This window comes from Mesorhizobium sp. WSM4847, assembly GCF_055811335.1.
Genome location: NZ_JBVVPY010000015.1, coordinates 153,856 through 177,830, shown reverse-complemented (window position 1 = coordinate 177,830; position 23,975 = coordinate 153,856). Strand labels below are relative to the sequence as shown.

Annotated in this window: 22 protein-coding genes, 1 tRNA gene and 1 riboswitch; of the genes, 12 read left to right on the top strand and 11 right to left on the bottom strand. The window is 61.7% G+C overall.

Annotated elements, in window-relative coordinates:
- Positions 1-16: 16 nt before the first annotated feature.
- Positions 17-280, bottom strand: coding sequence for a DUF6460 domain-containing protein (locus AC0L28_RS22145; RefSeq protein ID WP_023803306.1), 264 nt, complete (start codon positions 278-280; stop codon positions 17-19).
- Positions 281-533: 253 nt separating this feature from the next.
- Here AC0L28_RS22145 and AC0L28_RS22140 point away from each other — a divergent pair, with 253 nt between their 5' ends.
- The 5 genes from AC0L28_RS22140 (at position 534) to AC0L28_RS22120 (ending at position 4,417) form a co-directional block, all read left to right on the top strand.
- Positions 534-2,405, top strand: a complete 1,872-nt coding sequence (locus tag AC0L28_RS22140; RefSeq protein ID WP_473480157.1) for an acyltransferase family protein — start codon at positions 534-536, stop codon at positions 2,403-2,405.
- Positions 2,406-2,494: 89 nt separating this feature from the next.
- Positions 2,495-2,568: transfer RNA gene (locus AC0L28_RS22135), tRNA-Gly, on the top strand.
- Between the two features lie 167 nt (positions 2,569-2,735).
- On the top strand, positions 2,736-2,984 hold the full coding sequence (locus AC0L28_RS22130) for a DUF3606 domain-containing protein (protein WP_023802203.1): 249 nt from the start codon (positions 2,736-2,738) through the stop codon (positions 2,982-2,984).
- A gap of 154 nt (positions 2,985-3,138) precedes the next feature.
- Positions 3,139-3,864, top strand: coding sequence for a Crp/Fnr family transcriptional regulator (locus AC0L28_RS22125; protein WP_287345642.1), 726 nt, complete (start codon positions 3,139-3,141; stop codon positions 3,862-3,864).
- A 358-nt stretch (positions 3,865-4,222) separates the two neighbouring features.
- Positions 4,223-4,417 carry a hypothetical protein gene (locus AC0L28_RS22120; RefSeq protein WP_128169177.1) on the top strand — a complete coding sequence of 65 codons (195 nt, stop codon included), beginning with the start codon at positions 4,223-4,225 and terminating at the stop codon, positions 4,415-4,417.
- Positions 4,418-4,520: 103 nt separating this feature from the next.
- Here the strand turns inward: AC0L28_RS22120 and AC0L28_RS22115 are convergent, their stop codons facing one another.
- Both AC0L28_RS22115 and AC0L28_RS22110 read right to left on the bottom strand, forming a co-directional pair.
- Positions 4,521-5,525, bottom strand: a complete 1,005-nt coding sequence (locus tag AC0L28_RS22115; RefSeq protein WP_128169178.1) for a L,D-transpeptidase family protein — start codon at positions 5,523-5,525, stop codon at positions 4,521-4,523.
- Between the two features lie 156 nt (positions 5,526-5,681).
- Positions 5,682-6,671, bottom strand: coding sequence for a LysR family transcriptional regulator (locus tag AC0L28_RS22110; protein ID WP_128169190.1), 990 nt, complete (start codon positions 6,669-6,671; stop codon positions 5,682-5,684).
- Positions 6,672-7,006: 335 nt separating this feature from the next.
- Between AC0L28_RS22110 and chvE the strand changes: the two genes are divergently transcribed.
- The 4 genes from chvE (at position 7,007) to araD1 (ending at position 12,268) form a co-directional block, all read left to right on the top strand.
- Positions 7,007-8,071 (top strand): multiple monosaccharide ABC transporter substrate-binding protein, encoded by a 1,065-nt coding sequence (gene chvE, locus AC0L28_RS22105; RefSeq protein WP_202364657.1) that lies wholly within the window; start codon positions 7,007-7,009, stop codon positions 8,069-8,071.
- A gap of 99 nt (positions 8,072-8,170) precedes the next feature.
- Entirely contained in the window at positions 8,171-9,703 is a 1,533-nt protein-coding gene (mmsA, locus tag AC0L28_RS22100) for a multiple monosaccharide ABC transporter ATP-binding protein (RefSeq protein ID WP_128169180.1), read from the top strand.
- Positions 9,700-10,992, top strand: coding sequence for a multiple monosaccharide ABC transporter permease (gene mmsB, locus AC0L28_RS22095; protein ID WP_128169181.1), 1,293 nt, complete (start codon positions 9,700-9,702; stop codon positions 10,990-10,992). The genes mmsA and mmsB overlap by 4 nt, the downstream gene beginning before the upstream one ends.
- A 283-nt stretch (positions 10,993-11,275) precedes the next feature.
- Positions 11,276-12,268, top strand: a complete 993-nt coding sequence (araD1, locus tag AC0L28_RS22090; RefSeq protein WP_023802192.1) for an AraD1 family protein — start codon at positions 11,276-11,278, stop codon at positions 12,266-12,268.
- 177 nt (positions 12,269-12,445) lie between these two features.
- Here the strand turns inward: araD1 and AC0L28_RS22085 are convergent, their stop codons facing one another.
- Together AC0L28_RS22085 and AC0L28_RS22080 are read right to left on the bottom strand one after the other, a co-directional pair.
- Complete coding sequence (locus tag AC0L28_RS22085; RefSeq protein ID WP_023802191.1) at positions 12,446-13,219, bottom strand: ABC transporter substrate-binding protein; 774 nt, start codon at positions 13,217-13,219, stop codon at positions 12,446-12,448.
- A gap of 92 nt (positions 13,220-13,311) precedes the next feature.
- Entirely contained in the window at positions 13,312-14,442 is a 1,131-nt protein-coding gene (locus tag AC0L28_RS22080) for a 2'-deoxycytidine 5'-triphosphate deaminase (RefSeq protein WP_287230931.1), read from the bottom strand.
- Between the two features lie 89 nt (positions 14,443-14,531).
- Positions 14,532-14,609: riboswitch (SAM riboswitch) on the top strand.
- A gap of 73 nt (positions 14,610-14,682) precedes the next feature.
- Here AC0L28_RS22080 and AC0L28_RS22075 point away from each other — a divergent pair.
- Positions 14,683-15,870, top strand: coding sequence for an O-succinylhomoserine sulfhydrylase (locus tag AC0L28_RS22075; RefSeq protein WP_128169183.1), 1,188 nt, complete (start codon positions 14,683-14,685; stop codon positions 15,868-15,870).
- Positions 15,871-15,915: 45 nt separating this feature from the next.
- Here AC0L28_RS22075 and AC0L28_RS22070 read toward each other — a convergent pair whose 3' ends face one another.
- Positions 15,916-17,070 (bottom strand): ceramide glucosyltransferase, encoded by a 1,155-nt coding sequence (locus tag AC0L28_RS22070; RefSeq protein WP_128169191.1) that lies wholly within the window; start codon positions 17,068-17,070, stop codon positions 15,916-15,918.
- 257 nt (positions 17,071-17,327) lie between these two features.
- On the opposite strand from AC0L28_RS22070, the gene apaG reads away from it, so the two are divergent.
- The gene (apaG, locus tag AC0L28_RS22065) at positions 17,328-17,720 is read left to right on the top strand and encodes a Co2+/Mg2+ efflux protein ApaG (protein ID WP_023802187.1); all 393 of its coding nucleotides are present in this window, start codon (positions 17,328-17,330) and stop codon (positions 17,718-17,720) included.
- Between the two features lie 79 nt (positions 17,721-17,799).
- On the opposite strand, the gene AC0L28_RS22060 is transcribed toward apaG, so the two are convergent.
- From AC0L28_RS22060 to AC0L28_RS22050, 3 genes are all read right to left on the bottom strand, one after another.
- Positions 17,800-18,810 (bottom strand): Hsp33 family molecular chaperone, encoded by a 1,011-nt coding sequence (locus tag AC0L28_RS22060; protein WP_023802186.1) that lies wholly within the window; start codon positions 18,808-18,810, stop codon positions 17,800-17,802.
- Positions 18,811-18,957: 147 nt separating this feature from the next.
- Positions 18,958-19,869 (bottom strand): ornithine carbamoyltransferase, encoded by a 912-nt coding sequence (argF, locus tag AC0L28_RS22055; RefSeq protein ID WP_023802185.1) that lies wholly within the window; start codon positions 19,867-19,869, stop codon positions 18,958-18,960.
- Positions 19,870-19,885: 16 nt separating this feature from the next.
- Positions 19,886-21,085 carry an aspartate aminotransferase family protein gene (locus AC0L28_RS22050; RefSeq protein ID WP_023802184.1) on the bottom strand — a complete coding sequence of 400 codons (1,200 nt, stop codon included), beginning with the start codon at positions 21,083-21,085 and terminating at the stop codon, positions 19,886-19,888.
- 355 nt (positions 21,086-21,440) lie between these two features.
- Between AC0L28_RS22050 and AC0L28_RS22045 the strand changes: the two genes are divergently transcribed.
- Complete coding sequence (locus AC0L28_RS22045) at positions 21,441-21,959, top strand: GcrA family cell cycle regulator (protein WP_023802183.1); 519 nt, start codon at positions 21,441-21,443, stop codon at positions 21,957-21,959.
- Between the two features lie 123 nt (positions 21,960-22,082).
- Here the strand turns inward: AC0L28_RS22045 and AC0L28_RS22040 are convergent, their stop codons facing one another.
- Positions 22,083-23,090 (bottom strand): magnesium and cobalt transport protein CorA, encoded by a 1,008-nt coding sequence (locus tag AC0L28_RS22040; RefSeq protein ID WP_023802182.1) that lies wholly within the window; start codon positions 23,088-23,090, stop codon positions 22,083-22,085.
- Positions 23,091-23,181: 91 nt separating this feature from the next.
- Positions 23,182-23,907, bottom strand: a complete 726-nt coding sequence (gene phoU, locus AC0L28_RS22035) for a phosphate signaling complex protein PhoU (protein ID WP_128170877.1) — start codon at positions 23,905-23,907, stop codon at positions 23,182-23,184.
- Positions 23,908-23,975 lie beyond the last annotated feature (68 nt).

Genomic DNA, 23,975 nt, shown 5'->3' with positions numbered 1-23,975 from the left:
CGGTTCGGCGTCTGCTCTATTTCCGGTAGTTGGCGATCCTGAGCAGGATGAAGGCTGGAATGACGATCGCCGCGCCCAGCAGGATGTAGCCGAGGAAACGGTCAATAGCGCGGAAGCCCAGGTTCCAGAGATCGACGAAGAAATTGCGGATGCCGTAGAGCACATCCATCGGCGACCAGCCGAAAGCGTTCATGACAAGGCCGACGAGGAACGACAGCACCAGCAGCTTCAGGAGCACCCGGAGCGGCGTGTCGCCGAGAAAGCGCGTCAGTGCAGACAAGGCGTGTCTCCAGATTCGGTTGCCCGGATTCGGGCACAACTTAAGAAATACGCACTTGGCCGCCCGCCATCAAGGCGATCGCTCAGTTGCTGCGGTCGGCGCTTTGCCGAATTGGGCTCTTGACACTTATGTTGCAGTGCAGCAAAATTGGGTGACAGAGGGTAACCAGTTGATATCGAACTGCCAGACTCATCGCCCGGTGATGGACGGACTGCGCTGCCTCACCGTGACTTGCGAACACAGGGCTTCTTGAATGAAGTACAGGCGCGATATCGATGGTCTTCGGGCCGTTGCGGTACTGCCGGTCGTACTCTTCCATTTCGGCATCTCGGCAATTCCAGGCGGCTTTACCGGCGTTGATATCTTCTTCGTCATATCTGGCTATCTGATCACCGGAAGCCTTCTGGACGACCTTGAACGCGGCCAGTTTTCGATCGTCAGCTTCTACTGGCGCCGCGCCCGGCGCATCCTGCCGGCGCTGATCTTTGTCACGCTTCTCACCTGCGTTGCGGCCCTGGTCATTCTTCTGCCGTCGGATCTGCATGAATTCAGTCTCAGCCTCATAGCGGCTTCGACTTTCTGGTCGAACATATATTTCTGGAAAACGTCAAATTACTTCTCGATCGATGCCGAGCTCCGACCGCTGTTGCACACCTGGTCGCTTTCGGTCGAGGAGCAGTACTATATCTTTGCCCCGATCCTGATGTTCCTGATCTACCGCTTTTTTGCCAAACGCTGGCTGACGATACTCCTGCCGATCATCCTCGGCAGTTTCGTGCTGGCGTTCATGGCGACGTGGCTGGCGCCAAACGCGGGATTCTACCTGCTGCCGACACGGATCTGGGAACTCATGCTGGGCGCCGTGCTCATGCTGAAACGCCCCCCGCCCCTGAGCAGCCGGTTTCTTATGGAACTGCTCGGGTTGGCCGGATTTGGCCTTCTCGCCATCGGGTTCTTTGCGATCTCGGAGAGCGATCCGTTCCCGGGCTACAACGCCTTGTATCCCTGCGTCGGAACGGTCCTGCTTATCTATGTTGGCCAAAACAGCCCCTCGACGATCGCCAGCCGCATACTAGAAGTCCGGCCGCTGGTCTGGATCGGCCTCATCTCCTATTCGCTGTATCTTGTTCACTGGCCGATCAATGCGTTCGCGCACTATCTCTCACTAGAAGAATTCGACCCGTCGATGACCGTTGCGTTGACGGTAGCAAGCCTCGCGCTGGCTGCGTTTTCCTGGAAGTACGTCGAGCAGCCGTTTCGGCAGAAAAGGAGCTTCACCGCCCCGGCGCCCATCTTCGCCTTTTCAGCGGGCGCAATCGCTGTTCTTTGCCTTGGCGGGGCGGCGGGGGCGCTCGGCAACGGCTTTCCGCAACGCTTTCCAGACTATGTCCAACAGCGGATTCCTGTCGGGGACTGGGGCAATGGCACCTGTTTCAACGAGGGCTTCAGCCGGATCGAAAACTGGAATATCGAGGATTGCACGCGCACACGCGGCTTCCCTACAACCGTTTTGTTGTGGGGTGACTCGTTCGCCGCCCACTATGTTCCAGGCCTGGACGCCAACATAAATCAACTCCGGGCCAATATCGTGGAATACACCTACGCGGGCTGTCCCCCGATTCTCTCCTACTTCTCCTATGGACGCCCGGATTGCATGCGGTTCAATCAGCAAGCCCTGAAGATTATCCAGGACGCTGGCATCAAGACGGTCGTGCTCAGCGGTCGGTGGACCGATTATGAGGCCAGAAGTTTCGACGGTCTCCAGCAAACGATCGATACCGTTCGTGGTCTGGGTGTGCGTGTGTTTGTCATCGGCCAGTCCCCGCAGTTCATAACCGATGTTCGGAAAATCGCGTTCTTCGCAAAGCGCGAAAATCTCGATGATACGTCCTGGCCAATGGCCATGGATCCCGACATCAACAACCGTGTGCGCGCATTTACCAAAGGCGCCACCTTTATCGATCCGCTGAATTTCCTCTGTAGCGCCGGACGCTGCTCCTACGCCGACGCAGGCCAGTTCCTCTATTTCGACTATGGCCATTTTTCTACCATCGGGGCCACTCTGGCAATTTCGAAATACTGGCCGGCCTTTGCCACAGACGATGCCGTTGCCACGACGGAGTAACAGTCGGCCCGCTGGCAAGGCACGAGTGCACACGAGTATACGCATAACGATTGCCCGAATGCCGGCTTGCGTGGTAACGAGGCTGCTGCGCGGGTATGATGTAATGGTAGCTTGTCAGCTTCCCAAGCTGAACGCGCGGGTTCGATTCCCGCTACCCGCTCCAGCTTGCCCAGTCGGGCCGGCCGGCGCCGCACCTCACAGGACCACATGATCAGGTGAGCGGCAAACATCAGCCGGATAGAACATAACGTGATTCTAATAAGAGGCGGCAACAAAAGACGCTGATCCGCGTTTGCGCTTGATCTGAAGGCCAGCCAGGGAGGAACCCAAATGGCCGACGACAAGAGCAATAGAGGTTCTGGCGACGGAAACCGCGTCGCGCGCGACCAAGACTATGAATTCCGCTATTTCGCTACCAAGTTCGGCCTCTCAATACCGCAGATCCGCGAGCTTTTTGGCAAGCACGGCAATGATCGCGAGACCCTGTATCGGGAGGCTCGGAAGCTCGGAAACGCCGTGACCACACAAGAACGGATCTCGAACGACGACCGAACCTTTCACAACCAGGGCCGCCCATGATCGGCAAGAGACATAGCCAAGAAGTCGAACATGGGAGCGATCATTTCTATCTGTGTCCGACAGGCGGCCAAGTCGTAGATGCTCGGGACCTGCGGCATGTCAATTGGCACGAGCCGCTGGAACTCGATGCCTGATCTGCTCAAAAGGCACCGCGATGTTCGGCAAAGACCTCCTGGTTCACATGCTCGACCGCCGCGACACCCTGCCGCCAGACGAGATCGCGCTCATTGAGGCTCTTCCGGTTCGGCCGGTAACTTTCGGACCCGATGAGGAGATCGTCAGGGAGGGATCCCGCCCCACCGAAAGCTGCCTTGTCGCGAATGGGTTCGCAGTTCGAAACCAGGCTATTCGGGAAGGAAAGCGTCAAATAACGGCAATTCACGTGCCGGGAGACTTTGTCGATCTGCATAGTTTACTGCTAAAAGTGATGGATCACAGCGTGAGCGCGCTGGGTTCGTGCGATGTAGTTTTCATTCGACACAAAGACCTGCTTACAGCAATGGGTGGAAGTCCACATCTCACCCGGATGCTCTGGCTTTCGACGACTATCGACGCCTCGATCCAAAGGACTTGGATAACCTGCCTCGGGCGTCGCTCCGCCAAACAGCATCTCGCACATATAATTTGCGAGTTGTATGTCCGATTAGAGATAGTCGGATTGGCCTCTGACCAGAAGTTCGCTATTCCACTGACGCAAGCGGAAATGGGGGACGTGCTTGGTCTATCTGTAGTTCACGTGAATCGGACACTGCAGGAGCTTCGAGCGAAGGACCTGGTTATCTGGAAAGACCGGAGGATTGTTATCCTTGATTTCCAGCGATTGGCCTTACTGGCCGACTTTGATACGACTTACCTAAATCTCTTCCATGAGCCACGGTGACCGCCCTCGGCCAAGACGCGTCGGCGCACTGATGCGGCATCAAGATTTCTCGTCAAATAAACAATGTGAATGAGCCCTCGCTCCGGATCGATTACGGCTGGATTCAATTGGCACAGTTGACGTCAAAGAAGGATTGCACATGCGTGAGCTCGAAAATCTCATCGAACAGTATGTAAATAGTCGGAGGCGGCGCCATAGTTTCATATCGACGGGACTCGCCGTTAAGGCGCTCAAACAGATCGTACCGGCATGTTCGGTCTCAGATTCCGACCTGGCGAACATGATTGCCAATCGTGCAATAGACTACAACCTTCCGGTGAGCTTTGACCTTAATGAGAGCTAGGCGTGGCGCGTCATTATGCAGTCCGACCATGAGCCTTCCGAGGCCTACGAAACGGTCAAGGAAGAGGCCGACCGGCAAAGCTCGGGTGGAGATGCCGGCACCCTAGCAGGCAAGGTCGGCAAAGTTGTTGAATCGACCGCAAACAGAACTGAGGAAGCCATTCGCGATCGTTTGCAGGGGTCGTCGGACGGGTCTTCTACCACCACATAGCGTCGCCACCAGCCTGAAGGTCAGGTCCATAGGACGTCATCCGGCATCGTCTCCGGCGCGCGCCCGGGCCTTGCGAGAGCAGGTGGCGGGCCAGTCCGCTTTGCTACGGGGCAAGCTCGTCGACGGCGCGGGCGGTCTCGTCCTTGAACTCGACCTTCGTGCCCGGCTGCACGATGGAGCCGAGATCTTCGACATCCCAATTGGTCAATCGGATGCAGCCATGCGAGAAGGTCGTGCCGATCTTGCCAGGTTCGGGCGAGCCGTGGATGCCGTAGCTTTCGATGGAGAGATCAATCCACACCGATCCCACGGGATTGTTCGGCCCGGCAGCGATGGTGAAGGGACGCTTGGTCTTGACTCCCTTGAAGGCAAAATCCGGATCGTAGTGATAGGTCGGATTGCGCACCACGCGCTTGACCTCCGCCGTGCCGCTTGGCGCCGGATTTTCATCGCTGCCGATCGAGGCGGGGTAGACTGCGAGCCATTTGCCGGAAAGGTCGAGCACGCGCACCAGGCGAGCGTCCTTGTCGACCTCGATGCGGGCTACGCCCGCGGGAGGATCGCCGCGGCCAACATCAGGCACGATCAAGGTCTTGCCGGGCCTCCTGAAGCCGACGCCCGGATTGAGCATCCTGAGCAACTTTTCGCTGACATGGAAGCGCTCCGCCAGCTTCTCCACCGCGTTGCGATAGGCGAGCCGCCGCAGGCGGGCCATCCTCTCCATGCGAGCCGGAATACGCCTGGTGAAAGGTCCGCGCACGTCCTTGCGCGTCACCTCATAGGTGACCAGAACCGGGTCGGCGGAGGTCGCCGTGAGCTTGCTCCAGGTCTCCGCAGTGAGCTTGCCATCGGATCGGAGTCCGTTCGCCTGCTGAAAGGCGCCGACTGCCTTGGCGAAGTTCTCTGAGAGGCGACCGTCGATCAGCCCCGGCGAGAAGCGGGCGCGATCCAATAGAATCTGCGCCTTGAGCAGCGTCGGATCGACATCCTTCGGTTCGCCGGCGGTGAATTGGGCCTGATTGACGGTCGCTAAGTCCAGCTTGGCCGAACGCGCCCCGCCGCATGCGAAGGCAAGCATCACGGCGAAGACGAGGAGAAGCCTGATCATCGATAGCCTTCCTGGGCCCTGCAACAGGAGCCCGCTTCTATGACGCGGCACAGCCCGGCGTGGTTCCTTCGCTCGAGCGATATTCTGATTTGAAGCGACATGGCCGAAGAGCCGTAGCTGCGATAGCCAGGCAATGGATTGCTTGATTAAACGCCGTCAGCCGACCTCTCTCAAAATGAAGTCGTGCAGCATCTTGGCCGCCGGCGACAGCACGCGATTTTTTACGGTGATCAGGCTGTAAGGCCTGACCTCGATGTCGAATTCGGTCTGGACGACGTCGATGGCGCCGGCCAGCCCCTCGGGGTTCTGGATGAATTTCGCCACTTGGATCGACACCGGCGCGATGGCGTCCGACTGCGCGACCATGACCAGGGTGAGCAGCAGCGAGCTGGTGTTGAGGATGCGGTCCGGCAGCGCGATGTTGCGGTTCAAGAAATTGCTCTCCATCGCCTGGCGCAGCGGCGAGCCGCCCGACTGGAAAACCCAGTCATAGGCGGCGGTCTCCTCCAGCCGCACCGCCTTGCCCTTAGCCAGCGGGTGGCCGCGGCGCACGATGAGGCAGGCTTTTTCGACGCCGATGACGCGGGCCTCGAACAGCCGCGGATTGAGGTCCTCGGGGATGCGCGCGATGATGAAATCGTGACGTGTGGCGATCAGTTCGCGCGCCAGCACATTGGAGGTCTCGACCTGCATGGTGATCTCGATACGAGGATAGATGCGCCGGATCTCGCGGATCGCCGGCACGGCGAGCTCGATTGCAGGGGCCGTCACCGCGCCCAGGAACACCGAGCCGCCCTTGCCCGCCTTGAGCTCGGATATCTCGCGGTCGACTTCACGCATCTCGAGCAGGATCGAACGCGCGCGCCTCGCCAACGCCTTGCCATAGGGCGTCAGGGTGATGCCGCGCGGCAGCCTCTCGCACAGCTTGACGTCGAGCACCGCCTCCATCTCGGCGATCATGCGCGAGGCGGCGGGCTGGGAGATGTTCATGACCTGGGCTGCCGCGCTGACCCGGCCATGGTCGTCGAGGGCTGCGATCATGCGCATGTGGCGCAGACTGAGGCCGCTGCGCAGCAAGGTCTCACTCCTGCCGGGACGTTCCCCATAACCCTCTGAAAGTCCGCCAAAATCCCGTAACGCCGCCATGATGTCGGTTTGCTCCTCGCTGGTGACCGGCCGGCAATCCCGGCCCGATCTTTTGGCCACTTTCAGTTCTTTTGGCCACTTTCAGTATACCAGTTTGGGTATAGCAACTACCAAAGATCGCATTTGACAGTTATGGCAAAGCGCCACACCTTTGCGCGTCCTGAAACCTGACCGTCGCCAGCGAGAAAGATCGCATCGACCGGAACCAGAGTCTCAGGGCCGATTGGGAGGATACCGGAGATCGATATGGCGGCAGCGGCGCGTTTTGGCGCTCCTGCACGATCGCGCGGCCCACGAAACCCAGGGTGCGCGTCCATCAACCACGGAGAGTTAATGTGAAGATCATCAAGACACTGGCCGCCGTCGCGGCCCTTAGCATCGCGGCCATGACGGTCCCGGCGCAGGCAGGCGAAGGCCTCATCGGCGTGCTGATGCCGACCAAGACCTCGCAGCGCTGGATCAACGACGGCGACGCCGTCAAGTCCCAGCTCGAGGCTCTGGGCTACACTGTCGACCTGCAATATGCGCAGGACGATATCCCCAATCAGCTCAGCCAGCTCGAAAACGAAATCACCAAGGGCCCAAAGGCACTGATCATCGCCTCGATCGACGGCACCACCTTGTCGGACGCGCTGCAGAAGGCGGCTGACGCCGGCGTCGTCGTCGTCGCCTATGACCGGCTGATCAAGAAAACCCCGAATGTCGACTACTACACCACGTTCGACAATTTCGGCGTCGGCGTCATCCAGGCGAAATCGCTGCTCAAGGGCCTCGGCTATCCCGAGAACAAGGGTCCGTTCAACGTCGAACTGTTCGGCGGCTCGCCTGACGACAACAACGCCTTCTTCTTCTACGACGGCGCCATGTCCGTTCTGCAGCCGCTGATCGACGACAAGACCCTCGTCGTGAAGTCCGGCCAGATGGGCATGGACAAGGTCGGCACGCTCCGCTGGCTGGCAGCTACCGCCCAGGCCCGCATGGACAATCTGCTCTCCGCCAACTACTCGGATGGCAGCCGCGTCGATGGCGTGCTCTCGCCATATGACGGTCTGTCGCGCGGCATCATCGCCTCGCTGCGCGCCGTTGGTTACGGCACGGCCGATCAGCCATGGCCAATCGTCACCGGCCAGGATGCCGAAACCGCTTCGGTCAAGGCGATCATCGCCGGCGAGCAGTACTCGACCGTGTTCAAGGACACCCGCGAACTCGCCAAGGCGACGGTCGAGCTCGTCGACAAGGTGCTCTCGGGCGGCAAGCCGGAAGGCCTCGACACCAAGACCTACAACAACGACGTCAAGGTCGTCCCCTCGATCCTGCTGACGCCGCATGATGTCGACAAGTCGAACTACCAGGCCCTGGTGGTCGATTCCGGCTACATCAAGGCCGAAGAGCTGAAGTAACCGCAGACGTAAAACCCGGGGTCCTGCGCAACGCAGGGCCCCGCTTCGTCAGTGAACGACCCCGGTATGTTTCCGGACCTCGCAGGAGTGGTATTCCCGATGGCCCAGACGATTTTGGAGATGCGTGACATCACCAAGACGTTTCCCGGCGTCAAGGCGCTTTCGAATGTCAACCTCAGCGTCGAGGAAGGCGAGATCCACGCCGTTGTCGGCGAGAACGGCGCCGGCAAGTCGACACTGATGAAGGTGCTGTCGGGCGTCTATCCAGCCGGCACCTATGATGGCGAAATCGTCTATCGCGGCGATGAGTGCCATTTCAAAGGCATCCACGACAGCGAGCGCCGCGGCATCGTCATCATCCACCAGGAACTCGCGCTGGTGCCGATGCTGTCGATCGCCGAAAACATCTTCCTCGGCAACGAACACGCCAGCTACGGCATCATCGACTGGAACGCCAACGAGACGCGCACCAGCGCTCTGCTCAAGAAGGTGGGCCTCAAGGAAGACCCCAAGACGCTGATTACCAATATCGGCGTCGGCAAGCAGCAACTGGTCGAGATCGCCAAGGCGCTCAGCAAGGAAGTGCAGTTGCTGATCCTTGACGAGCCGACGGCGAGCCTGTCCGAAAAGGACAGCCAGGCGCTGCTCGACCTGCTGCTCGAATTCAAGCGGCAGGGCATCACCTCGATCCTGATCTCGCACAAGCTCAACGAAATCAACCGCGTCGCCGACAAGGTCACGATCATCCGCGACGGGCGGACGATCGAGACGCTGGCGAAGAAGGACATCTCGGAAGACCGCATCATCACCTCGATGGTCGGCCGCTCGCTGGACGACCGCTATCCGTCGCGCGAGCCTGACATCGGTGAGGTCGTGCTCCAGGTGAAGAACTGGTCGGTCTATCATCCGATCCATGCCGAGCGGCAAGTGATCAAGGGTATCGATATCGACGTCCGCAAGGGCGAGGTGGTGGGCATCGCCGGGCTGATGGGCGCCGGACGCACCGAATTCGCGATGAGCCTGTTCGGCCGCTCCTACGGCCGCGGCATCACCGGCGAGGTGCTGCTTAAGGGCAAGCCCATCGATGTCTCCTCTGTCAGCAAGGCAGTCGAACACGGCATTGCTTACGTCACCGAAGACCGCAAGACCTACGGTCTCAATCTGATCGATCATATCAAGCACAACATCACGCTGGCCAATCTTCCCGGCGTGTCGCGACACAGCGTGATCGACGACATGCGCGAGCTCGCCGTCGCCAACGACTACAAGGCCAAGACCAACATCCGCTCGTCCAGCGTTTATCAGATGACCGGCAATCTATCGGGCGGCAATCAACAGAAGGTGGTGCTGTCGAAATGGCTGTTCGCCAATCCGGAGGTGCTGATCCTCGACGAGCCGACGCGCGGCATCGACGTTGGCGCCAAGTATGAAATCTACACGATCATCGCGCGGCTCGCCTCGGAGGGTAAGGCGATCATCGTCATCTCGTCCGAGATGCCCGAACTGCTCGGCATCACCGACCGTATCTATGTCATGAACGAAGGACGTATCGTCGGCGAAATGGCGGCGAGTGATGCCAGCCAGGAAAAGATCATGCGCGCCATCGTTCGCGGAGAAGGAAAAGCATCATGAGCACCGAAAGCGGTCCCGTCCCGAAAAGCGGCGTCGCCGAAGATGTGCAGCAAGGGCCGCGCATCGCTGTCTCGGCGCTGGTCACCAACCTGCGCGAATACGGCCTGATCCTGGCGCTTATCGCCATCATGGTGTTCTTCCAGTACACGACGTCCGGAACGCTGTTCAAGCCGGTGAACTTGAGCAACCTGGTGCAGCAGAACAGCTTCATCATCGTGATGGCGCTGGGCATGCTTCTGGTGATCGTCTCCGGCCATATCGATCTCAGCGTCGGCTCCGTCGCCGGTTTCATCGGCGCGCTGGCGGCGATGATGATGGTCATCTGGCCTCTCGGCCCTTTCAGCAATCCGCTGGTGGTGTCGATCATCTGCCTGATCGTCGGGGGTGCAATCGGCGCGGCACAAGGCTACTGGATTGCCTATCACCGAATACCGAGCTTCATCGTCACGCTGGCGGGGATGCTGATCTTCCGCGGCATCTGCCAGGCGCTGCTGGGTGGGGGGTCTTCCGTGGGGCCGCTTCCGGTCGGCTTCAAGGCGCTCAGTTCCGGCTTCATTCCCGACGTGATCGGCTCATTGACGCTGATACCGCCGGTGGTGAACGCCGCCGGCAAGACAATCGTCGGCAGCGGCCTGACGCTGCACATGACGACGATCGTGCTCGGCATCGTCGCCGTGGTCGCCTATGCTTATTTCGGGCTCAGGGCACGGCGCAGCCGCGAGCGGCATGGCTACGAAGCCGAGCCCTTCTCGCTGTTCGTCGTCAAGACCCTGGTGACCAGCGCCCTGGCGCTGTTCCTGGTCTACCAATTCGCCACCTACAGGGGTCTGCCAATCGTTCTCGTGGTGATGGGCGTGCTGATCGCGCTGTTCGTCTTCGTCACCAAACGCATGACGGTCGGCCGCCGCATCTACGCAATGGGCGGCAATGCCAAGGCGGCGCAGCTATCGGGTATCAAGACCGAGCGGCTGACCCTGATGGTGTTCATCAATATGGGCGTGCTCTCGGCGCTCGGCGGGCTGATTATTGCGGCGCGCCTTGGCCAGGCGGTGCCGGCGGCCGGCCTCGGCAGCGAGCTCGACGTCATCGCCGCCGTGTTCATCGGCGGCGCTTCGGCGATGGGCGGCGTCGGTCAGGTTGTTGGCGCGGTGGTCGGCGGTTTCATCATGGGCGTCATGAACAACGGCATGTCGATCATGGGCGTCAATGTCGATTGGCAGCAGGTGGTCAAAGGCCTGGTGCTGCTCGGCGCCGTGGTCTTCGACGTCTACAACAAGAACAAGGCATGAGGGAACTCATGCATGTCGCCAAACGTGTGCAGCGTGTTGGGACAACGGCACGCATGAAAGCAAGGATCAAAGCGGGCCCGTTTTCAAACGCGGCGCGCTTTTAGGAGGCACGGGTCACATCGCGGCGCTGCCGGGCGACGCAAGGAAGTCCCCCTAGGGGACCGGGCCCGCGAGCGCAATCCGGACGAAGAATTTCACCCGTGGCGCGGACACCGTCCGAGCTGCGCCAGGAAAAGCTTGCCAGACCGGCAGGCCGGCCAAGGCAATTGAGAGAGGGTACGTCATGCTGATTTCCCAGATCCTCGACGAGGCGGAGACCATCCGCGTCGTCGCCCGCAACGGCGGCAAGACCAGAATCATCAACGGCGCCCGCAGCGTCTATTCGCTGGCGATGGAGGCCGCGCGCACCGGCACCGGGCTTGTCGCCCTCATCGAGCGCAAAGGTTTTGGTGAAGCGGTCGACCTCGATGCCGCCTACAAGAAGGGGCGGCTGTTGTCGCCGATCAACCATCCCGACCCGGCGCATCTCCACCTCACCGGCACCGGGCTGACACATCTCGGCTCCGCCGCGACCCGCGATTCCATGCACAAGAAGCTCAGCAGCGACGGCGAGGAGCAGCTCACCGATTCCATGAAGATGTTCCGCATGGGGCTGGAGGGCGGCAAGCCGGCCAAGGGCCAGACCGGCGTGCAGCCGGAATGGTTCTACAAGGGCAACGGCACCATGGCAGTGGCGCCCGGTGCGGCACTTCTGTCGCCCGCCTTCGCCGAGGATGCCGGCGAGGAGCCGGAAGTCGCCGGCATCTATGTCATCGGCGACGACGGCGTCCCGTTCCGCGTCGGCTTCACGCTGTCAAACGAGTTTTCCGATCACGTCACCGAGCGCGTGAACTATCTTTTCCTCGCGCATTCCAAGCTGCGCAACGCTTCGTTCGGACCGGAGATCCTGATCGGCGAGCTGCCGTCCGACGTCAGGGGTTCCTCGCGCATCCTCCGCGACGGCCAGCTGCTGTGGGAAAAACCGTTCCTGTCGGGCGAGGCGAACATGTCGCACACCATCGCCAATCTCGAACATCACCACTTCAAATATTCGGCCTTCCGCCAGCCGGGCGACGTGCATGTGCACATGTTCGGCACCGCGACACTGTCCTTCGCCGACGGCGTCAGAACCGAGGCCGGCGATGTCTTCGAGATCGAGGCCAAGGATTTCGGCCTGCCGCTGCGCAACCCACTGGAAATCGAGCAGCCAGTGAAGGTGGCGGTGAAGGCGCTGTGACGGCGTGATCTCCCCCCTTGAGGGGGAGATGTCGCCGAAGGCGACAGAGGGGGTCGTCTCGCGTAGAGCGCCAGCCCCCTGCGTCTGCGATAAAGAGAGCCGGGCCCGGCCGGACCGACCCCCTCTGGCCTGCCGGCCATCTCCCCCTCAAGGGGGGAGATTGGCAGCTTCGACCTCTCAATAAATATCGAAGTCGAAATATTTGGCCTGGATCTTCTTGTAGGTGCCGTCTGCGACGATCGCGTCGATCGCGGCGTTGAGCTTTTCGCGCAGCGCATTGTCTTCCTGGCGCACGGCGATACCGGCTTCGGTCTCCGTGCCCTTGACGTCGCCGACCATCTTGCAGCAGTCGTCGCTCGACTTCTTCATCCAGTCCATCAGCACGAATTTGTCTGAAAGGACGGCATCGAGACGGCCGTTCATCAGATCGGCGACCGCCTCCTCCTGGGTTGGATAGAGCTTCGCCTCGGCGCCGGCCTTGCCATAGACATCCTGGGCATAGTCGGCCTGGGTGGTCGAAGCCTGGGCGCCGACTGTCTTGCCGGCGAGTGCCGCCGGTTCGGTCGAGGCAATATCGCTGTCCTTCAAGGCCACCAGCGAAAGCGGCGTCGTATAGTATTTGTTGGTGAAGGAGACCTGCTTCTTGCGCTCCTCGGTAATGCTCATGGACGCGATGATGGCGTCGAACTTTTTGGCCTGGAGCGCCGGGATCATGCCGTCCCAGTCCTGCGTGACAAGTTCGCATTCGACCTTCATCTGAGCGCAAAGCGCATTGGTGATGTCGATGTCGAAGCCGACGAGCTTGCCATCCGCGGTGATGGTGTTGAACGGCGGATAGGCGCCTTCAGTGGCGATCTTCAACTTTTCCTGTGCTTGCGCCGACAGCGACCCGACTGACATCGCCAGCATGACGGCTGTTGCTGCCGATGCGATCCATCTTGAAATCTGCATTTTTGTTCCCCTTGTTCCAACTGTATTGACGGCTAAGACAGCCAAGCACGACCCGTAAGGTCAGGCAAGCAGGGTCTGATCATAGCGGGCGATCAGCGCGCGGCGCGAAAATGCTTGGACAGTTTCAGGCCCTGCGCCTGATAGTTCGAGCCGAGATCTGTGCCGTAGAGCGCCTGCGGCCGCTTCAGCATGTGCTCGTAGACCAGCCGTCCGACGATCTGGCCGTGATCGAGGATGAACGGCACTTCGTGGCTGCGCACTTCGAGCACGGCCCGGCTGCCGGTGCCGCCCGAGGCCGAATGGCCGAAACCCGGATCGAAGAAACCGGCATAGTGGACGCGGAATTCGCCGACCAGCGGATCGAAGGGCGTCATCTCGGCGGCATAGAGCGGCGGCACATGCACCGCTTCCTGGCTGACGAGGATATAAAATTCGTCCGGATCGAGCACCAGTTCGCCGGCGCCGCTCTTGTAGAGCGGCTCCCAGAAATCGACGACATCCTGCGCAGCGCGCTTGTCGACATCGACCAGGCCGGTGTGGTGCTTGCCGCGGTAGCCGACCAGCCCGTCCTTGTCACCATCGAGGTCGATCGACAGTGCGATGCCGCCGCCGGAAATGTTCGGCGGCTCGGTGGCGACGAGCGTCTCGGCACGGTGCAATTCGTGCAGCTCGCTTTCCGACAAAAGCGCATTGCCGGTGCGGAACCGGATCTGCGACAGCCGCGAGCCGGCGCGGACGACGATCGGAAAGGTGCGCGGGCTGACTTCGAGATAGAGCGGGCCGTTGTAGCCGGCAGCGATCTTGTCGAACTCGTGGCCGCGATCGGTCATCACCCGGGTGAAGATGTCGAGCCGCCCGGTCGAGCTTTTTGGGTTGGCCGAGGCGGAAATGTTTGCCGGAAGCGCCAGGCTCTCGAGCAGCGGCACGATATAGACGCAGCCCGTCTCCAGCACCGCACCATCGGTGAGATTGATTTCGTGCAGCTTCAGGCGGTCGAGTTTTTCAGCAACCCTGTGGTTGGGGCCGGGCAGGAAGGAGGCGCGCACACGCCAGGCCTTGTCGCCAAGCCTGAGGTCGAGGCTGGCCGGCTGGACCTGGTCGGCGTCGAGCGCGCGCGGCGACTTCAGCGCGCCCGACTGGTACAGCGCGGAAATATCCTGATCCGGAAGAATGCCTGTCTGCCGCAAAGTCTGGCTCCGCTCGAAGGCCGGGCGTGGTCTCATCTTGTCGCAGGTTCTTGCCGTGGAACCCGCTGGTACAAACCTCTTAATCATGCCGGCAATTGACGCAAGCGCGGTGCAGGTCTAAAGGATCGTTATCCCGTGGTGATTTGGCCGGTCGGCTTGCAGCCACGTTAAACAAGTCGCTAAAGGACCGTCGGGCCGAAAGGCCGTACGACCGGTTGCGACTTTCGCGGCCGGTTTTTTTGTGTTTGGACCATTTTTTGTGTTTGGAACAAGGTGATGACGAGCAAAACGCGCAACTGGAAGCCTCAGACCGCCCTCGTGCATGCAGGAACGCTGCGTTCCGGCTTCGGCGAAACCTCCGAGGCGATGTATCTCACGCAAGGCTATGTCTACGATACGGCGCAGGCGGCAGAAGCCCGCTTCAAGGGCGAGGAACCGGGCTTCATCTATTCGCGCTATGCCAATCCGACGGTCGACATGTTCGAGAAGCGCATGTGTGCGCTGGAAGGTGCCGAAGATGCCCGCGCCACCGCGTCCGGCATGGCGGCGGTGACGGCGGCGTTGCTGTGCAGTGCCCGGGCGGGCGACCACATCGTGGCAGCGCGCGCGCTGTTCGGCTCCTGCCGCTGGGTGGTCGAGACGCTGGCGCCGAAATACGGCATCGAGGCGACGCTGGTCGACGGCACCGACATCGCCAATTGGGAAAAGGCGGTCAGGCCCAACACCAAGTTGTTCTTCCTTGAAAGCCCGACCAATCCAACGCTGGAGGTCGTCGACATCGCAGCCGTAGCCTCGCTTGCCGATTCGATCGGCGCGCGGCTGATCGTCGACAACGTCTTTGCCACGCCCTTGCAGCAGAAGCCGTTGCAGCTCGGCGCCCATATCGTCGTCTATTCGGCGACCAAGCACATCGACGGCCAGGGACGCTGCCTCGGCGGCATCATCCTGTCGGACAAGAAGTGGATCGACGAGAATTTGCACGACTACTTCCGCCACACCGGTCCCAGCCTCTCACCCTTCAATGCCTGGACGCTGCTGAAGGGGCTGGAGACGCTGCCGCTGCGCGTTCGCCAGCAGACAGAAAGTGCCGGCCGGATCGCTGACTTCCTCGCCGAGCGATCGGAAATTGTCCGCGTCATCTATCCCGGCCGCGCCGATCACCCGCAGGCGGCGATCGTCAAGAAGCAGATGTCGGGCGGCTCGACGCTGATCTGCCTCGACGTCAAGGGGGGCAAGCAGGCGGCCTTCGCCTTCCAGAACGCGCTCGATGTCGTGCTGATCTCCAACAATCTCGGTGACGCCAAGAGCCTGATCACCCATCCGGCGACGACGACACACAAGAATCTGAGCGACGAGGCGCGGGCCGAACTTGGCATCGGGCCAGGCACGCTCAGGCTGTCCGTCGGACTGGAGGACACTGACGACCTGCTCGAAGACATCGAGCAGGCCTTAGCCGCCAGATAGGGATACGCGCCGAACTGCTGCGCTCTGATCTGCAAAGCGGCGCGGTCAGGCGCCCGACGGCGACTCTTCCAATTCCGCAACGGCGCTGGTTTGGATGGTCATCGTGTTGCCGCGCCAGTCGACAGCACCGCTGAGCCAGCCGCGCACCCAGATGGCGGGAAGCATCACGTCCCGCGCAACCATCGCCGGGATCATGCGCAGCGACAGGTGCCAGCCCTTGGCCGAGGCGAGAGCGCATTCCGGCAGATAGGCGACTATCAGCACGGCGACGGCGGTAGCCGGCAGGCTGAAACCGGCGCCTGCTGCCGCAACCAGCGCCAGCACCAGCGGCGGCGCCGCTCCGATCAGGATCTCGGGCGCGAAGAACAGTGGGAATGTGACGCGACGCAGGCGTGCCCAGCGGGCCTGGCGCGACCAGATTTCGCCAAATGTGCGCAAGCCGAGCGGCTGCTCGAAGGGCGAGGCAACGAGATTGACGCGCAGTCCGAGCCCGTTGACAAGCTTGGTCGCAGCGGCATCCTCGGCAATCTCCGCAGCAAGCGCACGGATGCCGCCATTGGCGTCGAGCAATGGCTTGTTCCACAGCATGCTCTTGCCCTGGGCAAAACCGAGGCCGAGCGCCTCGCCGGTATATTGCCAGCGCGCCTGCAGCGTATTGAGGAAAGCGCATTCGACCTCCGCCCAGATCCCGTCCGGCCGCGAGCCGATCGGCGTCGAGCAGACGAGGCCGGTGTCCTGCCGCCATGCCGTCATCAGATGCTGGACATAGTCCCTCGGCATCAGGACGTTGGAATCGGCAAGGACGACCCAGTGGTGGCGCGCGGCCTCCCAGCCCTTCACGCAATTGTTGAGTTTCGGATTGCCGCTGATGCGGTCGTCGCCGACGAGCAGCCGGGCCGGCACGGCCGGAAAGCGGGCGATCGCATCGGTGATCCGCCCGACCACCGGGTCGTCGGCATGGGCGACGCAGAAGATGAGCTCATAGTGCGGCCAGTCGAGCGAGAAGGCGCGCTCGAGCGTCTCCTCGGTAAACGGCTCGACGCCGCGCGACGGCACGACGATCGACACCGGCGGCGCCTTGGCGGCTGGCGGCGTGATCCTGCCAGGCCGCTTCAGCTTCAACGAAGCGAGCAGGATGCTGGCGAGATTGACAACAAGCAGAACTATGGAAAGCAAGGCGGCTGTGACTGTCAATTCCATCAATATCTGGTCGCTCCAGAAAAAACCGGCCGCATGAAGCCGTTTTCAACAGTTCGACAGAATGCTGAGTCGCCCGGCCCTGCACACCATCCCCGGCCCTGCACACCATCATTGTCACGTGTCACTTAAATGACATTGTTGTTCGGCACCTGCGCTTAACAAATTCGGGCAACGATGGCAGACACCGAGGCGACGCACCCCGTTGACCGAACTGCGGAGAGGGTCGAATGTTCCGTCTGCATAGTGTGGAGTGATTTATGTACAGCGCCGTCACGCGCGACATTGAAGTGCAGGTCAGGCCGTTCTATCTGGAAGATCGCTCCGACCCTTCGGAGAACCGCTATGTCTGGGGCTACCAGGTGACCATCGACAACCAGTCGGATGAATTCGTGCAGCTTCTGTCGCGCTACTGGCAGATCACCGACGGCACCGGCCGAGTCGAGGAGGTGCGCGGCGCCGGCGTTGTCGGCGACCAACCTGAACTCAATCCAGGCGACAGTTATCAGTATACGTCTGGCTGCCCACTCTCGACGCCATCCGGCATCATGGTCGGCCACTACACGATGCGCAACAAGCGGGGCGAAACGTTCGACGTCGCCATCCCCGCCTTTTCGCTCGACCTGCCGGGCACGCGGCGCACCGTCAACTGAGGCTCAGTTGGGCTTCTCGCCCATTGCGAGGGGCGAGAAACCAAGCTCTGCGAAGGCACCGAGGCAGCACTGACGCCGGCTATTGAGCCGCAGCAAATTCCGCCGGGTCGAAGTCATATTGCTTCGAGCAGAATTCGCAGGCGACGTGAATGCCGCCATCCTCCGTGCTGTCCCTGATCTCGTCGGCGGAGAAGCCTCCGAGAATGCCGCGGATCTTCTCCCTGGAGCATGAGCACTGGTCGGCTACCGGCACGCCGCCGAAGACGCGCACGCCGTGCTCGTGGAACAGCCGGTAAAGCAACCGCTCGGCGCCGATCGTCGGGTCGATCAGTTCCGTCGGCTCGATGGTGCCAAGCAACGCGAGCAGTTCCTGCCAGGAATTGTCGGCCGGATCATGGATCTCCTCGCGCGGATCGCCGTCGCCACCCGGAAGGTCGGGCACGCGCATGCGTTCGGGCGATTGCGGCAGGAACTGCGCCAGGATGCCGCCGGCGCGCCATTGCTCGCGGGCACCGCCGATGCCGGGCGTCAACAGCTTGGCCACCGAAAGCCTGAGATCGGTCGGGATCTGCTCCGACTGCCGGAAATAGGTGCGCGCGGCCTCCTCGAGCGTCTCGCCGTCGAGCTGGACGATGCCCTGATAGCGCTGCGTGTGGGCGCCCTGGTCGATGGTCAGCGCCAGGACACCGCTGCCAAGCAGCGTCCGCTGCGAGGTCTCGCCGGCAGACGTCAGTGCCTCCAGCCGGTCGGCGTCGAAGCGGGCATAGGCGCGCAGCGCATGCGGCGTGGAAAAATCCGCCACCAGCATGTCGACCGGCCCGTCGGTGCGGGTCTGCAGGATGAACTTGCCTTCGAATTTGAGCGAAGTGCCGAGCAGCACCGTCAGCACGCAAGCTTCCGCCAGCAGGCGGGCGACCGGCTCGGGATAGTCATGCCGACCGAGGATCGCGTCGAGCATCGGCCCGAGCTGGACGGTACGGCCGCGCACGTCGAGCGGGCCGACCTCGAAAGGCACGACATGATCGTCGCCGGCGTAGCCGAATTCGCCGAGTTTGGGTTGATGTTCAGCCAATTGACGGGTTTCCAACATGACAAAGCTCCGGGGCGCGGCGATGCCGCCCTCCGGGGCGCATGCGTCGAAACGCGCTCGATTTGCGTGATGCGCCTGAGATAGGCATCACGCACTCCCGGATCAAGGCGGCCGGGATAACGGCGGCCCGGATCACAGCAGCCCGGATCAAGCGCCGAGGCACCAGGCCAAAACCGCCTTCTGCGCGTGGAGCCGGTTCTCGGCCTCGTCGAACACCACCGAATGCGGGCCGTCGATGACTTCGTCGGTGACCTCCTCGCCGCGATGCGCCGGCAGGCAGTGCATGAACAAGGCGTCGGACTTTGCCTTCGCCATCAGTGCCGCATTGACCTGATAGGGTGAGAAGACATTGTGGCCGCGAGCACGGTGCTCCTGGCCCATCGACACCCAGCAATCGGTAACGACACAGTCGGCCTCCTGGACGGCCTCCTCGGGCGAGCGGGTGAAGTTCAACTTGCCGCCATGCGCCCTCGACCAGTCGACATGCTTCTGCGCCGGCTCGCTGCCTTCCGGCACGGCGACGTTGAGGTTGAAGCGGAACCGCGCCGAGGCCTCCAGCAGTGAATGCAGCACGTTGTTGCCGTCGCCGGTCCAGGCGATGGTCTTGCCGGCGACCGGGCCGCGATGCTCCTCGAAGGTCATGATGTCGGCCATCAGCTGGCAGGGATGGGTATCGTCGGTCAGCCCGTTGATGACGGGGACGGTGGCGTTCTCGGTCAGTTCCAGCAGCCGGTCATGCGATGTGGTGCGAATCATGATCGCGTCGACATAGCGCGACAGCACCTTGGCCGTGTCGGCGATGGTTTCGGAGCGGCCGAGTTGCATCTCGGCGCCGGTCAGCATGATGGTCTCGCCGCCGAGCTGACGCATGCCGACGTCGAAGGACACGCGCGTGCGCGTCGACGGCTTGTCGAAGATCATCGCCAGCACCTTGCCTTCAAGCGGTTTTGTCCGCTCGCCAGCCTTGAGCCTTGCCTTTCGCACGACGGCATCGTCCAGCATAAGGCGCAGATCGCCCTCGGAAACGGCGGAAAGATCAGTGAAATGGCGAAGGCTCATGTGGGTCTTCCGACTGTTATTTCGCCGCAGCCGCGGCGATGGCGTCCGACAGGCCCCGGGCGCCGGCGCGGATGCGGTCGAGCGCCTCATGGATCTCGGCGTCGGTGACGGTGAGCGGCGGCAGCAGGCGAAGAACGTTGTCGCCGGCAGGAACCGCCAGCAGATGCTGGTCGCGCAATGCCATGTTCACCTTGGTGTTGGGCGCGGCGCATTTCAGGCCGAGCATCAGGCCGCTGCCTCTGATGTCTTCGATGACATCGGGAAATTCGTCGGCGACGCCCGCCAGCCCCTGCTTCAGCAGCAACGCCTTGCGCTGCACATCCTCCAGAAAACCGTCTTCCAGCACGACGTCGAGCACGGCGTTGCCGACCGCCATCGCCAGCGGATTGCCGCCGAAAGTGGTGCCGTGCACGCCGGCGGTCATGCCGACGGCGGCCTCGTCGGTGGCAAGGCAGGCGCCCACCGGGAAGCCGCCGCCGATGCCCTTGGCGACGGCCATGATGTCGGGCGTGACGCCAGCCCATTCATGCGCGAACAGTTTTCCAGTGCGGCCGATGCCGCACTGGACCTCGTCGAAGATCAGCAGCAGATCATGCTGTTCGCAGAGCTGCCTCAACCGCTTCAGCGACTGTGTCGGCACCGGGCGAATACCGCCCTCGCCCTGCACCGGCTCGATCAGGATCGCGGCGGTCTCTGATGTGATCGCCTTTTCGACGGCCTCGATGTCGTCGAAACCGACCTGGTCGAAACCTTCGACCTTGGGGCCGAAACCTTCCAGGTATTTGTACTGGCCGCCGGCGGCGATGGTCGCCAGCGTGCGGCCATGAAAAGCGCCTTCGAAGGTGACGATGCGAAAGCGCTCGGGATGGCCCTTGACGAAATGGTAGCGCCGCGCCGTCTTGATGGCGCATTCCAGCGCCTCGGCGCCGGAATTGGTGAAGAACACCTTATCGGCGAAGGTTGCGTCGGCCAGCCGCTCGCCCAGACGGCTCTGCCCCGGAATCTCGTAGAGGTTGGAGACATGCCAGAGCTTGGCCGCCTGCTCGGTGAGTGCCGAGACCAGATGCGGATGGCTGTGGCCCAGCGAATTCACGGCAACGCCGCCGCCAAAATCGAGATATCGCTCGCCCTTGTCGGTGACCAGCCAGGTGCCTTCCCCATGGTCGAAGGCCAGGGGCGCGCGGGTAAAGGTCTCGAAAAGCGCCGAACCGCTCATTATATGCGTCTCCGGAACCGGAAAATCAAAAAGCCGCCAAAGCGGCGGCCTGTGCGGCTTATCGTGTTTTTCGGCCATGAAGTCAACGAAAACGTCGCGCAAGGACGCGCGGCAAGCTTTCCAGCGAGACGCCGGCTCATCAGCGACCGGGCAAGTTGGGGAAAACCGAAAAAACCGATTCGTGTTGGCCCTCGGACTCTTGTCACCGAGTCAGCGCATAAGGTAATTATAGGTCGAGAAATAACTAGATTTCGTGCGGCGGACCTAATCACCCGATATATGTGGTGTCTGCCCGGCGGAAGCCGGATCGTGGAAGGATTCCGATCGCCGCACATTTCAGCAGGAGCGCGGTCACATGAATTGGACTGACGAGCGGGTCGAACTTCTTAGAAAATTGTGGTCGGAGGGGCTGAGCGCCAGCCAGATCGCCGCACAGCTTGGGGGTGTCAGCCGCAATGCCGTCATCGGCAAGGTGCATCGGCTGAAACTGTCGGGCCGCGGACGCGCGACTGCCACGCCGGCACGCCAGAAGAAGAGCGTGCAGGGATCGAGCGTGCAGAAATCGGTGTCGCGGGCCGCGAGCACTGCGCGGCATATCACCACGTCGATCGGCGCGACCGCGCTGCAGGCGCAATTCGACGCCGTACCGGTGACGCGTCATTATGTCCGTCCGGTCGAGAACGTCGTCGTGCCGATCTCGCGGCATCTGCAGCTCGTCGAATTGACCGAGCGGACATGCAAATGGCCGAATGGCGATCCGCTTTCGGAGGAGTTCCATTTCTGCGGCAACGACGCGGCCGAAACCGGACCCTATTGCAAGTATCACGCCCGCGTTGCGTTTCAGCCCGCTTCGGAGCGGCGGCGCAGTAGGTAGGGAAATAGGGGAGTAAGGCAGTAAGGCAGTACGGCAGTATGGGGTGAACTGCAAAAGGCTGCGCTCGTGAGGCGCCATCTTTCCCTACTGCCCTACTGCCCTACTGCCCTACTGCCCTACTCCTCACAGCCAGCCGCTCTTGCGGAAGCGCCAGTAGAGAACCGAGCAGACCAAAATAATCGCTCCCAGAACGACCGGGTAGCCATATTCCATCCTAAGTTCCGGCATGTCGTTGAAGTTCATGCCGTAGATGCCTGCGAGCGCCGTCGGCACCGCCAGGATTGCAGCCCATGAGGCGAGCTTCTTGGTGATCGCCGTTTCCTGGCTCTGGCCAACCAGGAGGCTCGCCTCGAAGGCAAATGCGAGCACCTCCCGCAAGCTGTCGATCTTCTCCTGGACGGTGCGGATGTGGTCGGTGACGTCGCGGAACAGCGGGTGCATGGCCGCATGGATCTGCGGCAGGTCGGCGCTGGTCAACCGGCGGCAGACTTCCACCAGCGGCAGCGCGGCGTTGCGCAGGCGCAAGAGATCGCGGCGCAGCATGTAGAGCCGCTCTATGTCGGAGCCGGTCATCGGCTTCAGCAGAACCCTGTCCTCGATCGCCTCGACCTCGTCCTCGATCTGCTCGAGCACCGGCATGTAGTTGTCGACGATGAAATCGAGAATGGCATAGAGGACGAAATCCTCGCCTTTGGCTAGCGAATGCGGGCAGCTTTCCCAATGCTGGCGAACGGCGGCATAAGAAGTCGACGGACCGTGCCTGACGCTGACGATGTAGCCGGCGCCGACGAACAGATGCGTCTCGCCGAAGGTGACGCGCCTGTCGATCAGTTGAGCCGTGCGGGCAACGATGAACAACGCATCGCCATATTGCTCGATCTTCGGCCGCTGATGCGGATGCTCGGCGTCCTCGATCGCCAGATCGTGCAGGTGGAATTGTGCCTGGACACGAAGCAACAGGTCGCGGTCCGGCTCCAGCAGGCCGATCCAGACGACATGACCTGGCTTCTTGGCCCATTCGCCGGCTTCCTCGATCGGAATGTCGGCGACACGCCGGCCGGCGGTATAGACGCTGGAAGCGACGATGGCCGATGTCGGCGGGGCCGGCGTCAGGTTCCGAACGGTTTCCATCGCTACCTCCTGGAGGCATGGCCTCGGGTCAGGATCAGGAACGTTCGGTAAAGCTTAGCCTAAATCAGCAATGGGTTCGAGAGGCAGCCGCTCACTTCGCCGGTAGCGTTGCGGGAAGCACAATCTTGTCTGTCTTGTCGCCCTTCGGCCGCTCGGCCGGCATCTGGTCGCCGGTGACGATGTAGTAGATCGTCTCGGCGATATTGGTGGCGTGGTCGCCGATCCGCTCGATGTTCTTGGCGCAGAACAGCAGGTGCGTGCAGGGCGTGATGTTGCGCGGATCTTCCATCATGTAGGTCAGCAACTCGCGAAACAGCGAGGTGTACACGGCGTCGATCTGATCGTCGCGGTCACGCACGAAGCCGATCTTTTCCACCGAGCGCGACGCGTAGACGTCGAGCACTTCCTTGAGCTGCGTCAACGCCAGGTCGGCTAAGGCCGCGATGCCGCGGAACAGGCTGGTCGGCTGGCGCCCTTCTATGACGGCAACCACGCGCTTGGCGACATTCTTGCCGAGGTCGCCGACCCGCTCGAGATCCGCCGAGATGCGGATCGCGCCGACGATCTCGCGCAAATCCGTCGCCATCGGCTGGCGCTTGGCGATGATGATGATCGCCTTTTCGTCGATCTCGCGCTGCCCCTGGTCCAGAACGGCATCGTCGCGGATGACCTTCTGGGCAAGGCCAGGGTCGGCGTTGACCAGGGCCGCAATCGCCTGTTCGACCATGCGTTCGGCATGCCCGCCCATCGCGGCAATGCGCTTCGACAGATATTTCAGCTCCTCGTCATAGGCGCTGACGATGTGCACGGACTGCATGGAGATGCCTTCCCGGGTCTTCTGGTCCGAGTCGTTCCTCGAATCCCCGCTGATACGCTAGCCGGATG